General features: G+C 44.9%; 11 protein-coding genes. 4 read left to right on the forward strand and 7 right to left on the reverse strand.

Going from position 1 to position 15,710, the window contains the following annotated elements:
* Positions 1-3: 3 nt before the first annotated feature.
* A complete protein-coding gene (locus tag FTV30_RS00470; RefSeq protein WP_004730055.1) occupies positions 4-2,103 on the reverse strand; it encodes a carbon starvation CstA family protein in 2,100 nt (699 codons plus the stop codon).
* Between the two features lie 171 nt (positions 2,104-2,274).
* Positions 2,275-2,844, reverse strand: coding sequence for an elongation factor P (efp, locus tag FTV30_RS00475; protein WP_005171644.1), 570 nt, complete (start codon positions 2,842-2,844; stop codon positions 2,275-2,277).
* A gap of 381 nt (positions 2,845-3,225) precedes the next feature.
* Between efp and epmB the strand changes: the two genes are divergently transcribed.
* The 3 genes from epmB to FTV30_RS00490 are packed head-to-tail and all read left to right on the forward strand — an operon-like array spanning position 3,226 to position 8,150.
* Positions 3,226-4,248 carry an EF-P beta-lysylation protein EpmB gene (gene epmB / locus FTV30_RS00480; protein WP_074382988.1) on the forward strand — a complete coding sequence of 341 codons (1,023 nt, stop codon included), beginning with the start codon at positions 3,226-3,228 and terminating at the stop codon, positions 4,246-4,248.
* Between the two features lie 9 nt (positions 4,249-4,257).
* Entirely contained in the window at positions 4,258-6,003 is a 1,746-nt protein-coding gene (locus tag FTV30_RS00485) for a GTPase (protein ID WP_180000811.1), read from the forward strand.
* Positions 5,985-8,150: an EAL domain-containing protein gene (locus tag FTV30_RS00490; protein ID WP_180000812.1), complete on the forward strand. Its 2,166-nt coding sequence runs from the start codon at positions 5,985-5,987 to the stop codon at positions 8,148-8,150. The genes FTV30_RS00485 and FTV30_RS00490 overlap by 19 nt, the downstream gene beginning before the upstream one ends.
* Before the next feature lie 84 nt (positions 8,151-8,234).
* Here FTV30_RS00490 and rpmE read toward each other — a convergent pair whose 3' ends face one another.
* The 4 genes from rpmE to FTV30_RS00510 form a co-directional block, all read right to left on the reverse strand.
* On the reverse strand, positions 8,235-8,459 hold the full coding sequence (gene rpmE, locus FTV30_RS00495) for a 50S ribosomal protein L31 (protein ID WP_005096496.1): 225 nt from the start codon (positions 8,457-8,459) through the stop codon (positions 8,235-8,237).
* A 195-nt stretch (positions 8,460-8,654) separates the two neighbouring features.
* Positions 8,655-9,635 (reverse strand): bile acid:sodium symporter family protein, encoded by a 981-nt coding sequence (locus FTV30_RS00500; protein WP_005171651.1) that lies wholly within the window; start codon positions 9,633-9,635, stop codon positions 8,655-8,657.
* Between the two features lie 145 nt (positions 9,636-9,780).
* Positions 9,781-10,182 (reverse strand): lactoylglutathione lyase, encoded by a 402-nt coding sequence (gloA, locus tag FTV30_RS00505; protein WP_005096493.1) that lies wholly within the window; start codon positions 10,180-10,182, stop codon positions 9,781-9,783.
* A 1-nt stretch (position 10,183) separates the two neighbouring features.
* On the reverse strand, positions 10,184-12,349 hold the full coding sequence (locus FTV30_RS00510) for an MFS transporter (RefSeq protein ID WP_180000813.1): 2,166 nt from the start codon (positions 12,347-12,349) through the stop codon (positions 10,184-10,186).
* 197 nt (positions 12,350-12,546) lie between these two features.
* On the opposite strand from FTV30_RS00510, the gene FTV30_RS00515 reads away from it, so the two are divergent.
* The gene (locus FTV30_RS00515) at positions 12,547-15,177 is read left to right on the forward strand and encodes an ATP-binding protein (protein ID WP_180000814.1); all 2,631 of its coding nucleotides are present in this window, start codon (positions 12,547-12,549) and stop codon (positions 15,175-15,177) included.
* Between the two features lie 94 nt (positions 15,178-15,271).
* Here the strand turns inward: FTV30_RS00515 and grxD are convergent, their stop codons facing one another.
* Positions 15,272-15,613, reverse strand: coding sequence for a Grx4 family monothiol glutaredoxin (gene grxD, locus FTV30_RS00520; protein ID WP_004279738.1), 342 nt, complete (start codon positions 15,611-15,613; stop codon positions 15,272-15,274).
* Positions 15,614-15,710 lie beyond the last annotated feature (97 nt).

Below are 15,710 nucleotides of genomic sequence, written 5' to 3' on the forward strand. Positions count from 1 at the left end.
CCCTTAATGACCTTTCGCTGGCTGAATCTCTTCAGGATCGCGATAAATCGCTTCTGCTTCATGCACCGATGGCTCAGGATTTGCCAATGCACGACGGATCACGCGAATTGCAGCAAACAACATGACAAAGGCTACAATCATGAAGAAAGCACAGAGCGCAGCATTGATCTGGTTTGACATGGCCACCGTCTGCATTTCTGCCACGGTTTTTGCTGGCGCTAAGATTTCATTATTAGCAATGGCCGTATTGAAACGGTCAGCTTGTGCAAGGAAACCAATCTTTGGATTTTCGTGGAAAATCTTCTGCCAGCCGGCAGTCATTGAAGTGATGAACAGGAACACTGTCGGAATAATGGTGACCCAGACATATTTCTGTTTTTTCATCTTGAACAGAATGACAGTACCAAGAATCAGCGCCATCGCAGCCAAAATCTGGTTACCAATACCAAACAGCGGCCATAAGCTGTTAATCCCACCGAGTGGATCGACGACGCCCTGATAGACGAAGAAGCCCCAGCCTGCCACTGCAACCGCAGTACCCAACAGGTTTCCGAAGAAATTATGCGACTGTTTCACCGCAGGAATCACGATACCCACGGTATCCTGAACCATGAAACGACAGGCACGTGTACCAGCATCAACAGCAGTCAGAATGAATAATGCTTCAAACAGAATCGCAAAGTGATACCAGAACGCCATCATTTCACGGCTATTGAAAATTTCCGTAATGATATGTGCCATACCAATTGCAAAAGTAGGCGCACCACCTGTACGTGACAAAATCGAGTTTTCACCGACTTCTTGTGCCAGCAAGGTCAAGGCTTCAGGCGTTACCACAAAACCAAGGGTTCGTACTGCTTCTGCTGCACTTTCGGCTGTAGTACCGAGTAACGCGGCTGGTGAGTTAATGGCAAAGTAAATTCCTGGATCCAGAATTGCAGCACAGATCAGAGCCATGATCGCCACAAAAGATTCCATCAACATACCGCCGTAACCGATCATGCGGATATCACGTTCATTGTTGACCAGTTTCGGTGTGGTCCCCGAAGATACCAAGGCATGGAAACCGGAAATCGCACCACAAGCAATGGTAATAAACAGGAATGGGAACATAGAACCTGCGAATACAGGACCAGTACCATCAACGAATTTGGTAATCGCTGGCAGTTTCATTTCAGGCATGGCAAACAGGATACCCACGGCCAAACCTGCAATCACGCCAATTTTCAGGAAGGTTGACAGATAATCACGTGGGGCAAGCAATAGCCAGACTGGCAATACCGAAGCAATAAAGCCATAAATGATCAATGCCCAGGTCAGCTCAGTGCCAGAAAGCGTGAAGAATGGACCCCAATATGGATGTTGTGCGATGTTTTCACCGTAGATAATACCTAGCATCATCAACACAAAACCGATAATCGAGACTTCAGCAATTTTACCCGGACGGATAAAACGCATGTAAATGCCCATAAAGATCGCAATCGGAATGGTGGCTGCAATACTGAATACACCCCATGGGCTGTTGGTCAGCGCTTTCACCACCACCAGTGCCAATACCGCCAGAATGATAATCATCACGCCCAAGGCACCGAGCATCACGATAATACCGGCAAAAGTACCCAGTTCCTGTTTTGCCATTTCCCCCAGTGAACGACCGTCACGACGGGTGGAAATAAACAGCACCAAGAAGTCTTGTACCGCACCTGCCAGTACCACACCGACCAGTAGCCAGATCGTCCCGGGTAAATAGCCCATTTGTGCTGCCAGGATCGGACCGACTAAAGGACCTGCACCGGCAATCGCTGCAAAGTGATGGCCAAACAGAACGCTTTTATTGGTCGGCACATAGTCCAGACCATCGGCCAGACGATGCGCAGGGGTTAAACGGCGTTCATTCAGCTCAAATACTTTGGTGGCGATAAACAGGCTATAGAAACGGTAAGCAATGCTATAGACACAGGCCGCGGCAAGTACCAGCCAGACTGCATTAACATGCTCACCCCGACTCAGTGCCAGAACTCCAAAAGAGACTGCACCCACAATGGCTACCAAAAGCCAAATCATTTTCGAAGTCAGCGTCGACTTCTTTTGTAAAGTTTCCATTCAATCCCTCATATTGTGATGCATACAAATCAGCGTGATTGTTGTTGTTCGAGGTACTGCTGTTTTCCCTTGCGACTTTACGCCTGTTCTTTTGCTTTTCCTCTAAGACTTTGGCATAAAAAAAGGGATGATTTAAATCATCCCTCTCGATAATAGTCTATTTTCAAACCATTATGCACGTTCTAAATAGTCACCAGTACGGGTATCTACACGAACGCTTTCTTCTTGCTGTACGAATAATGGAACACGTACCACAGCACCTGTTTCAAGTTTCGCCGGCTTACCGCCACCGCCAGAAGTATCACCACGAACGCCTGGATCAGTTTCAACGATTTTAAGTACCACGAAGTTCGGTGGAGTCACGTTTAACGGCACGCCATTGAACAGCATAATGGTACATTTTTCATTTGAATCGTCTTTTAACCATTTTGCAGCATCGCTCATCGCTGTTTTATCAGCTGCGATCTGTTCAAACGATACAGGATCCATAAAGTTCCACATTTCGCCATCGTTGTACAAGTATTCCATTTCTACTTCAACGATATCAGCCGCTTCTAGGTTCTCGCCTGATTTGAAAGTTTTTTCCAGAACTTTACCTGATTTAAGGTTACGTAATTTTACGCGGTTGAAGGCTTGGCCTTTACCTGGTTTTACGTATTCGTTTTCCATGATTGAACATGGGTTACCATCAAGCATAACCTTAAGGCCTGATTTGAAATCATTCGTAGAATAATAGGCCATGACTGGCGCACTCCAAACTTACTAACTTTAATCTATCGATGCTAAGGGCTGTTGCAATGTCATTTAGCAAGTCTGACACGAACATTAAGTTGCCACATGCACATTCATTTAATGTTACGTATTCTAAATGAGCAATGGCGCTCGCCGCAATGAAAAATTCCGCTTTCAGCCCTTCACACTGCCTAAGTTAGCATCAGGCATGAAAATCCTTTGTTTATTCATGTCTTGCTGGACGCTAAAATGCCATCCGGCTGTCATCATTTTTGACATATAGTCATGACGACAAATTTTATCGCACAGCAGATTATTCTGGTTCTCGACAAACTGTTAAACTGCAACCCTCTGGCCTTGCCCTCCCACTTCTACTGTTAATCTTCCAGCATGACGAATTATTTATATCAAGAACAAAACTGGCAATCACAGCTTAGCGACCTGATTACTGATCCGCACGAACTGCTTGAACTGCTGCAACTCGCACCGGCGCAGCTGCTCTCAGGTGCCATTTTGGCCAGTGAACAGTTCAAATTACGCGTGCCACGTGCTTTTGTCGGCAAAATACAGTCAGGCAATCCTTTAGACCCGCTACTGTTACAAGTCCTGCCGCATCATCTGGAGCTGGAAGATCATCCGGGATTTGTTACCGATCCCTTGGGCGAAGAGCAGGCCAATCAGCAGCCCGGCGTATTACATAAATATAAATCACGTTTCTTGCTGACGCTGACCGGTGCCTGTGCCGTGCATTGTCGTTACTGTTTCCGCCGGCATTTTCCTTATCAGGACAACCTGCCTAAAAATGAAGACTGGATCAATATCAAGCAATATCTGGAAAGCCAGCCTGATATTAATGAAGTGATTCTGAGCGGTGGTGATCCACTGACCTTATCCAACCGGAAATTGCAACTCTGGATCGAGCGGCTAGAATCTCTACCACAGCTCAAATTTTTAAGAATACATTCACGAGTTCCCATTGTGATCCCTAACCGGGTGGACGAAGAGCTACTTAGCATGTTAAAAAACAGTAGGCTACGTATTATTCTGGTGGTACACTCCAACCATGCATCGGAGCTGGATGACTTCACCTGCAAGCGTTTGAACCAGTTGGTTCAACAACAGATTACTGTGCTGAATCAGACAGTTTTATTAAAAGGTGTGAATGATTCTGCTCAGGTTTTGACAGATTTAAGCTATCGCTTGTTTGATGCCGGGGTGATGCCGTATTATTTACATGTACTTGATAAAGTAAAAGGTGCACATCATTTTGATTTACCACCTGATGACATTTATGAGATTTATACTGAAGTTTTAGCGAACCTTCCGGGGTATTTGGTTCCTAAACTGGTTCGAGAAATAGCGGGCGAGAACAATAAGACACCGCTTTTTGGGGTTTCAACATTTTTGAGTTAAATAATAAAGATGAGCAAGCATACGTCCGACATTTTTCAGACACCGACGGAACTCACACGGGATCAGCTGAGCTTTTGCCCGACGACTGCCAAAGCTTTGCAAGAGTGGGTTTCCGGTATTTCAATTTTGCAACTGGGAAATTCATCCAAATCCCTGTTTAATGCCTTATTAGAAATTTCTGAGCTGAAATGCACAGAAACCCTGCGCTTTGACCTGATTCAGGTCTTGCATCCGACCCTTGAAAATGTTCTGACCAGTCTGGAAAAGCATTTTGTCAATCAGGGGCTGATTACTTCGGATCGTAACGATCAAATCATTGAACTGGCCATGCTGCTGCGTAGCCATTTTGCCAAAATTTATATTGATATCGTCAAACGCTGTAATCATCAACTGACCCATCAAAAATTTTCCCTGTTTTCTCTGGGTAAAAAGAAAAGCATTCAAACCGCGCGTATGGTGTCGATTTATTATGCTTTGCAACAGCTCAGCCTGCTGTTATATCAACAGCATATGTTATACAGCACACCGGATATGGGGCAATGGTTGGCTGCACATCAACTGCTTGAATGTGCAATCGAAAATAATTTCTACCAAAGCAATATCAATCAGGTTTTAGGCACCCAGCACGAGATCCAGAATATTGCACATGCTTATGCTCAACTAATTTTACTGGATATTTTTAATACCCATCAGATTCGCCCTGCAGAAATTCAGGGGCTGTACCTATGCAGTTTTGACTGGGCCAAACTGGTGCAGATTCTACCGAAAGAAACCACACTGTCCCGCTATGTGGTGGATGCCAGCAAAGATCACCCCCCGATCTTTAATTCGCATCAGGGTGAAAATTTTCAGCCAAGCTTCTATATTTCCACCCAGAATCTGATGGAACATTTGACCCATACTCAAAGCAAAAATGCCCAGTATCTGTCGCGTAATGAAAAACTGTTCCTGACCCCTGCACTACATTTTCATATCTATAATCTGCTCTCGAATAATATCGAACGCCGTCACGAACGTTATGAATATTCAGCCCAGATCAATATCTGCTTTGGCTTGACGGTGGCACATTTTTATCTATCCAAAGGTAAAAACTTTAACGAGACCCTGGAACTTGAGGCCAATTATAATTTCCAGAGTGAAAGCAGTTTTGTCAGCTCAATGGAAAATGCCATTCCAAGTGGTTTTAGCAGCATCAAGGCCCTCGATCGCGAAACCAAACAGATTCATAGTGCTGAAGTTCTGGATATTAGTGTCAATGGTTACCGGATTAAATGGACTGGTATTACCCCTGCCAATCTGAAAACCGGTGAATTTATTCTGGTTCAGGAAAAATCACAGCGTCAGTGGCGTGGTGGTGTGATTCGCTGGATCAAGCAATCGACCGACAAGAGTCTGGAAATTGGTCTGGAAGTTCTGGCTCAGGAATTATTCCCTTGCGCGGCTTATAGCCGTACCGAACGCCATCATGTCAATTATCAGCCTGCACTGCTGGTAAAAATGACGCAACTGGATCAGGTCACGACCAGTGTGATTGTCTCTGGTTCACAGATGTTTAGGGAAAAACAAACCATTCATTTACGCCTCGGTCAGGAAGAACTCAAAATCTATCTAACCAAAGCACAATTGATTACGCAGAGTTTCATCCGTTTTGATTATGAATTATTGAATGATCAGGAAGAAGAGATGATCGAAAACTTTATCGATCAGCACATGAATGAAAGCAGAAATCACGATTTATGGGAAGCATTGAAGTGAGAAATCCATTATTGTCTAAAAAGTTAAAACGTACTGAAACACGTTTACTAATTATTGATGATAATCAAATTAGATATAACCAAATCCGTGATCTGCTGACCAGTCATGATTATCAGGTGGATGCTGTTCTGCTGGATGATCTACAATCTTTTGAAAAACAATTAAATTTCAACTGGGATCTGATTATTTTTGGACGTGCCTACGACCTGAAATATGAACAGGCCTTAAGTCTGGTACGCCTTTCGCAGCAGCCTAATCTGCCGATGATTTTGCTTAAACCGGATGATTACCAGGCTGAACAATATGCGCAATATATCCGTAAAGGGGTATATGACATTCTCAATTTTGACTACCTGGAACGCTTTTATGTGGGACTGGTTCGAGCATTGTCATTTAGCCGTTTGTCGCAGTCTCAGCAACATTTAATGACTGAGCTGGAAACAGCACAAAGTCAGACACAATCCTTAGTCGAAGATAGTAACCGTGCCATCGCAACCATTCAAGAAGGGATTCATATTCAGGCCAATGCAGACTATCTGAAACTGTTTGGCTTACAAAGTGAAGACGAGATTATTGGCCTGCCGCTGCTAGATCTATTACAACCTTCTGATCTAAACGACTTTAAAACACGTTTCAAAAAGATTTCTCAAGGCCAGGTCGATTTAGGCCGGGTTGAAATCCACTCTCTTAATCCGCGTGTCGCCGCATCTAAGCCATTAAAACTGGAATTCTTGCCATCCAGCGCTGAAGAAGATGCACTACAAATTACTATTGATACTCAGGCTCAAGCAGGCAATACCGAGAAGCCGGCCGGAAAACCGAGTACTTTCCAGCTCCTTAAACGTGAAATAACCAAACAGTCCGCACCTGTAAATGCCATAGTAACTTTCTCTTTAAGTTCCTATGAACCAGAAGTTCTACAGTCTGAGTGGACGACGTTTAGTGGATATTTCAAAGCTGTTAAAGAATTCCTCAAAGAACAAACCCATGTTCCATTATTCAAGCTGGAATATGACGTCCTTGTCGGTCTGTTCCAGGCAGATTCCAAAGCAATTCTTGAATCCAAACTGATCGGATTAAATGCACTCAGCAAGCCACAATTAGTGACAGTGGGACAAAATTCGTTCCCGCTCAATTTACGCATGGGTTATGTGGTTCTGGAACAGGGTTTAAATGATGAAGCGCACTGCAATGAACTGATTGCACGAGCCTTCTCTACGTCTTTACCTCAAGCAGAAGTAGCACCTGAATTTGTACTGGATATTCCTGCTTCACTGAGCAACCAGCCATCTCTAGAAATGCCGCAGATCGATTTTAGTGTGGCTGAAACACCAATCGAAAGCCCAACAGTTGCGGCGATCAGTCCAGCAGTCAGCTCTATTCCTGCGGCGACACCTCATATCCTGAAAGCTTTGAGTGAATGTCTGGATCGTGGTGAAATCCATTTAAAATATCAGCAGTTGTATGATAAAGAAGATACCCGCCTTTATACTTATGAAGTGACCAGCGGCTTCATTTATGAGAATAAATGGCAGGATATTTCTACACTCCTTGAACTGCATGAAGATGATGAGCTGTCGATTAAACTGGATCGCTGGATTCTGGTTGAAGCCAGTAAACAGTTGCACAACTTTATTACCCAGTATCCGGATGCGACCTTAATCGTGAATTTGAACCGTGCGGTACTCTTTAAAGACCGTAGCTTCCCGGAATTTATTTCCAAGCTGATTACGATTATTCGCAGCAAAGTCCGACATCCGCTGATCCTGCAATTCTCTGAAGAAGATATTCTGCTGAATCAACAGGATGCGCAGAAATATCTACGTGTTCTGCATGAACATGGCGCGCTGATTGCGCTGCGTGATTTTGGTCAATCGATGTATGGTCCGAATTTGCTGCGTGAGCTGGAAATAGATGGTGTCAGCTTGCATTCCAGCTTGACCCAGATGCTGAATAACGAGACTGGAGTCGAGCAGCTGCAGGAAAAAATCACCAGCTATAATGATATCAAACCGCTGAATATTCTGGTCCGCGAATTAAATGATATGACCCTGTTCGCCAATGCCTGGAATGTTGATGCCCGCTTTATTCAAGGGGATTATTTCCAGAAAAAACTCGATCACCTGATTGATGTACAAGAGCATTAAATAGTTATATGCCTGCCATGCGGTTATTTTCCAAATGGCAGGCACAAAAAAACGGGCTTGAGGCCCGTTTTTTCATTTTGGGTATTAACGTTTAACAGAACGTGACATACCAGCAAAACGTTGTTTGAACTTGTCGATACGACCGCCAGTGTCAACGTTCTTTTGCTTACCAGTGTAGAATGGGTGGCAAGCTGAACATACGTCTAGGTAAAGTGTTTCTTTACCAGCAGCTGAACGAGTTTCGATTACGTTACCACATGAACAAGTCGCAACTAAAGTTTCATATTTTGGGTGAATATCGGCGCGCATGGTCGATTACTCCATTAGATTCAAGAAGGTTTAGCTGTCATCGCTATTGATCACTCTCAAATGAGGAAGCAGGAACAAAGTTCATGCAGATCAACACCACAACAGACCATTCTTTTGGCCCACCGAGACGGATACCGTCAGAGCTAAGCACAACAAGTGGGCATTATTATACGTGAAACAAATTCAATATGCGAATTATTCTTCTGCTTCTGACTCAGCCTCTTTGGCCCACACATTGGCAATAATCCCGCAAACCATCAATTGAATCTGATGAAAAATCATGATCGGCAAAACAATCATGCCCAGTGGCTGGCCAATAAATAGAATTTGTGCCATCGGCACGCCACTGGCCAGGGTTTTTTTAGAACCGCAGAAAAATACCGTCTTCTGGTCAGCGCGACTAAAACCCAGCCAGCGTGGGATATACAGCGACAACAGCATCACCAGGGTCAAAAGCACCGAACAGGCTAGCAATAACAGCAATAATGTACTGAGACTGACTTCATTCCAAAGTCCCGCTACTACGGCGCTACTAAAAGCACCATAGACCACCAATAAAATTGAGCCTTGATCGAAGACCTTGACGATTTTTGGCATTTTCATCATTTTTGGATAAATCCAGGGACGTAAAATTTGCCCCAAGATAAAAGGTACCAATAACAACAGCGTAATCTGGATAATCGAAGCGGTTGGGTCAAACCCGTGCTCAGATTGACCTAAAATAAAAAATGCCACCAATACCGGGGTGATAAACATGCCGATAATATTAGAAAATGATGCACTACAGACAGCACCGGCCACATTCCCATGTGCGACGGAAGTAAAAGCAATCGAAGACTGAACGGTAGATGGCAGGAAGCACATAAATAGGAAGCCCCAGTACAGCTCCTGCCCGAGCATTGGCAATAAAATCGGCTTGGCCAGCAAACCTAGAATAGGAAACAAGGCAAAAGTCAGTGCAAAGACCAAAGTATGTAATTTCCAGTGCATGATCCCCTCCACCACCGCTTCGCGGGACAGCTTGGCACCGTGCAGGAAAAATAGAATGGCAATCGCGCCTGTCGTGATCCAGCCAAAAACTTCAGCGGCCTGTCCGGAGACAGGCACTACACTGGCCAACAGCACCATGACAAATAGCAATATCGTAAAGCGGTCCAATGCCAACAATTTAAGCATCTGCTGTTCTTCCCTTAAAGTTTTATTGTTCGATAAAAAAATGCCCGGCTATCTTAACAGATGCCGGGCCCATGCTATGCACTCAGGTTGATGTAATATTTTCATCTATACGTGAATACATTTCATCTATCACGCTACATCCCACTTAGTTATTACGTGCATCCTGATCTTGCTGGATCAGCTCGATTTTATAGCCATCTGGGTCTTCTACAAATGCAATGACAGTCACACCGCCTTTCATTGGACCAGCTTCACGCACGACATTACCACCACGTGCCTTGATCTCTTCACACGCCTTATAAGCATCATCGACTGCAATCGCGATATGACCATAGGCATTGCCCAGCTCATAGCTGTCTGTATCCCAGTTATGCGTCAATTCAAGTACGGTGTGATTTTCTTCATCGCCATAACCGACAAAAGCCAGGGTAAAACGGCCCTCTTCGTAATCACGTTTACGAAGCAAAGTCATGCCAAGTACTTCAGTATAGAACTTGAGCGATTGTTCTAAATTGCCTACACGTAACATGGTATGCAGCATGCGCATATTAATCATCCTTCTGTACAAATTGTTGTTGGTGTTCACCGAGCAGTTTTGCGACCCAAACCACCAGAATCAGGATCGGAATCCCAATTAACGTGGTCATGAGGAAGAATTTCGGATAACCAATATTGGTCACTATAGTACCCGAATATCCGCCTAAAATCTTGGGAGTCAGGGTCATGAGTGAGCTAAAAATCGCATATTGAACTGCGGTAAATGACACACTGGTCAGGCTCGACAAGAATGCAATAAATGCAGCACCCGCAAGTCCGGCAGCCAGATTATCGACAATAATGGCAAAATAAAGCCACTTGTCGCTATAAGGTTTGATGACCTTACCACTGACTTCGATCATGTCGGAACTACTGCCATCTATCACCGCCAAAGGCTGAATATCGACATCCAGATTCTGGCCAGGGATGAGCTGATCATTGACCTGATAAACATGTGTGGTTTGCTGAAGCGCCTGGCTATCTTGCATCAGGACTGCACTGACAATATGTGCGGGTGACTGAATCAGTTGCTGCGCAGGAATCGCGGCAGTAAATACGCCTTCACTTTCTAATTTTGCCTCAAGATTCTGATCATTGATTTGTAAAACAATCTTTTGATTCGGTTGCAGCGCTGCACCGACATATTGACCACGTACCACAATGGTCTTGTCCTGTTCAGCGACATTGAGGGTATTGTCACTGGTGATTGGCAGAATCTGTAACTGGGTGCTGCCCTGTTGTGCAGTCAAATACGGCATGCTGACCTGTACAGGCTGAGTAGCATGATCTGAATTTAGATAGCTGGCTGTCACTTGCAGTTGCTTACTCTGCGCTAAAACATCACTGGGTACATTCAGCTTCCAGTAACCGACTTCATCGGTATCGGCCTGATAAACCTGATTAGCGACCCTAACTTCGACAGCTGCCAGTTTTTCACCAGATTTGACCAGTCCAATAAAAATCAGGTTGGTGGAACAGGCCAGCACGGCACCGACAAACATCAGTTTCATGATGTTCATTTTCTGGGCCAGTAAACCACCGAGAAAACCACCAATTAAAGAGAAAATCACCCCATAGACTTTGACCGCTTCGGCAATCTGCTCTTTACTGAAATTCAGGTCTTGATAGAAGACGTTGGAAATGACCCCGGCGATGATATCGGAAACCCGATAAAAACCGATCAATAACAACAGCACCAATGCCAGTTTTAAGCCATAGCGCCTAAAGAAGTCTGCAACCGGATTAACCCAGGTTTCATAGGCCATCTGCTTGTTGACTGCACCCATTTTCACCAAGCTTGCACCAATGGCAAAGGCAATCGCACCAGAACCAATAAAGCGTAAGGCTTCAAAGCAGAACAAGGCAAAAGTATCTTGAATGGTGAACTGTTCGGTAATACTGGCGACCAGATTGCCTGAATAGATATAGCTCAGTACAAAGCTGATCACTGCGACAAAAAACACTGCGACTAAACGGAAATAATCACTGCGCAGATAATGTTTAGGCACACGGTCAACCTGCGGTTCCCGAATGCAAAGCGTGGTGACAATTCCGACCAGCATTACCGCGGCCATGGCCAGATAGGTCCATTTCCAGGCATCGTAGATATAGTTGCCTTTGGCTGTGCCCAAATAAGCGGCCAGAAACAAGGCGCCAGCACCCGCCACGATCATCCCGATCCGGTAACCGGCATTATAGGTCGCGGCCAAGACGGTCTGCATCTGGGTTTCCGCCAGTTCAATCCGGTAGGCATCAATCACAATATCCTGCGTTGCAGCAGAAAAGCCTAACAGGACTGCACCCAGCGCCATTTGCTGTAAATGAGTTACGCCCAAAGCCGGATCAGAAAAAGCCATAATGGAAATGGCGCAGACAATCAGAATCTGTGCAATCAGCAACCAGGCTCGACGGCGTCCCAGAGCCTTGGTCAGAAAAGGCACTGGCAGTTCATCAATGAGCGGCGCCCAGACGAATTTAAACGAGTAGCCCAATGCTGCCCAGCTAAAAAAAGTGACTGCACTTTTGCTGATTCCGGCCTCACCTAACCATAAAGACAGACTGGAAAAAATCAGAAGAATCGGGACACCGGCCGAAAATCCCAAGAACAGCATGATCAAGGCACGTCGATCTAAAAATGCTGTAAATGCGGATTTCCAACCCGTCGTTTGTGTTGTCATTGCTTTATTATTTTCCGCGGAAAAACCAATTGCTGCTATTCAATCCTGTAATAGCGCATCTTTCAACAAGATTTATATATTTATCACATTTCCGATTTTTTATTTTCTGGCAAAAGCCACATGTTCGCTTGAATTTTCCAAGCAAATCTGTATACCTTAACGCTTATCAACGTAATATTTCGTTTTGGATTTCAACAGTGACCCAGAGACTCGATCAAATTAATTCTTCTATCGCCAGCAACAATACGACAACACCAGAAAATATCCGCTCAGATTTACTTATCTCGGCATTTGAACAAAGCGAAATTCACAACACCCTTGAGCATACCCGCTTAAAATCCACCCAACTAACGCACATTCCAAACCTAGAAAAAATTCCGGCGTCGACCAAACGGATCAAGCCCCTGAATAATTTCTTGGGACAAGACCGCGCACGGGCTTCGGTCGAGGCAGGGATTGCCTTACCTTATTCAGGCTATAATATTTTTGCCGTGGGTACGGCTGGCTTGGGCAAACGCACCATGGTGAAGCGCCTGCTGCAACAGCATGCCAAAACCATGGAAACCCCAAACGACTGGGTCTACGTCAACAACTTTCAAAACCAGCGCCAGCCAATAGCATTGGAGTTTCCCGCAGGTCAAGGTCCAAAATTTCAGGCCATGCTAAATCAAAGCTGGCAAACCATTCTGAAACAGCTCGAACGCCGTTTTACTGCGGAAACCTATCACAACCGCATTGAAATGATTCGCCAGGAAACTGGCGATGAACAGCAACAGGCGCTGATTGAACTCACCAAAGAAGGTGCAGAACTCGATCTGAAACTGATCTCGCGACACGATGAACACTGCTTTGTTCCCATACATCTGATTGATGACAAATTACAGGAAATGACTCAGGAAGATCTGAATGCGCTGAGCAATCAGGATCGGGCCGAATTGGCGACCAATATGCGCTATATGGACAAAAAACTGGAGCGTCTGGGTTTGCATCTGGGTGATCTGGAAGATGATGCACGCGACCGTGTTCAGATTCTGAATCGTGATATTGCCAAACAGGTGGTGGTGCCACGTGTAGAACAGATTTTATCCAAGTTCAAACATGTGCAAGGCTTGGAACATTATCTAAAATATTATGCCGAAGATATTATCAATAATGTCGAAATCGTGCTGGAACAGGAAGAGGATGATTTCACCCCGGCACTATTCAGCCGCGTACCGGCACGTTATCAGGCCAACGTGATTATTACCCACAAGCCGAATAGCGGTGCGCCAGTCATCTTTGAAGATTTTCCAACACATTACAATTTACTTGGTCATGTGGAACAGCTAACCCAAAATGGCACGATCACCACGGACTTCACCCTGATTCGTCCGGGAACGTTGCATAAAGCCAATGGCGGCTTTCTGATGCTGGAAGCGGAACAATTACTGGAACAGCCTTATGCATGGCAAGGTTTGAAGCGTGCGCTTAAATCCGGGCATTTAAAACTGTCTTCACTTGAGCATATGATCACGCTAACCGGCAGTATTTCAATTGAACCGGCATCGATTCCATTGAACATTAAAGTGATCTTGCTGGCCGAGCCTGAAATTTATTATGAAATTCTAGAGCTTGAACCGGAGCTGGGCAGCATCTTTAAAATCCGTGCTGATTTTACCGATACATTACAACGTAATGACGACAACGAGCAGGCCTATATGCAGCTGATTGCCGACTATGTGCAATCGGATAAATTATTGCCTTTTGACCGTTCTGCTTTGGCTGCACTGCTCACAGATTCCAGCCGTCAGGCCGAAGACCAAAGTTCATTATCATTACATGCCCTGACCTTGGGTGACCTGATTCGTGAAGCGCATCATCATGCCTTTCAGGCCGGTGACAAGATGGTCTCGGAAAAACATATCAATACCGCACTCGATCATCGCAAATATCGCTTAGGCTATTTACGTGAGTTGTACTGGCAGGATCTGACCCGTGGTACACAGCTAATCGAAACCCGTGGCCATCGTCTGGGACAGATTAATGCTTTGTCGGTAATTCATTATGCCGATGTCGAATTTGGCCTTCCTTCACGTCTGACTGCTTCGGTGTATCAAGGGGGTGGTGACATTCTCGACATTGAGCGCAGTGTGGAACTCGGTGGCTCCTTGCATGCCAAAGGCGTGTTATTGATGTCGTCTTTCCTGAAAGCACATTTTGGTCGTGAACAGACCCTGCACTTCTCTGCTGCGCTGGCCTTTGAACAAAGCTATGGTCAGGTCGATGGTGACAGTGCCACAGTCGCAGAACTGTCTGCCCTGCTCTCTGCGATTAGCCAGTTACCGATTGATCAATCCTGGGCCATTACCGGCTCTATGAACCAGTTGGGACAAGTACAGCCAGTGGGCGGTGTCAATGCCAAAATTGAAGGTTTCTTTGATGCCTGCAAGCTGCAAGGTCTGACCGGCAAACAAGGCGTGATTATTCCACGTCAGAATATGCAGCATCTGATGCTGCGTAAAGATGTCACCATTGCTGTCGAAGAAGGTCAGTTCCATATTCATGCGATTGATACCATTGATCAGGCGCTGGAAATCCTGATGGCGCGTCCGGTCGGCACCTTGGATAAAAAAGGTCGCTATAGCAAAAATTCAATCTATGCCGCGGTGATGGCACAGCTGGATTACTGGCAAGCGATTGAAGATGGTGGTGAGCTGGTCGAATTACCGAAGAAAAAGAAAAAAAAGAAGAAGAAGAAAAAAGACAAGAAGCAAATTGTTGAGCCACACACTGAACTTGAAGCAGGTCATGCAATAGCCCAAAAGCCAAATGCAGCAACAGAAGATTAATCCGGTCGTTGCTCTATCTTTAAAATAGCAATAAAAAAGCGCTTCTCAATGAAGCGCTTTTTTAACATCTGGCTTGATTTAAATCTTAATTTAATTAAGCATCAGCTGCCGGGCTGTACTGTTCAACCAAAGGCTTTAATTCGCCTTTTTGGAACATGTCGAGCATGATATCGCTACCACCGATCAATTCACCATTGATCCAAAGCTGTGGAAATGTCGGCCAATTGGCGATTTGTGGTAACATCGCACGAATGTCCTGATTTTCCAGAATGTTTACATAAGCAAACGGACGACCAATCTGACTGAGTGCTTCTACTGCACGTGCAGAAAAACCACATTGTGGAAATTGCGGTGTGCCTTTCATATAAAGAAGTACTGCATGTTTAGCAATTTGGTCACGAATTAACGCTTCGGTATCGCGTGCTTGTTCAGTCATTGATAAATCCTCAACTCATCTGTCTGGCATTATACCCAAATCCAGACAAAACAGTATGTCTAAAGCAATAATTCCAATTTTATTTACAATTACCCTT

Source organism: Acinetobacter sp. YH12255, from assembly GCF_013417355.1.
GTDB lineage: Bacteria > Pseudomonadota > Gammaproteobacteria > Pseudomonadales > Moraxellaceae > Acinetobacter > Acinetobacter pseudolwoffii.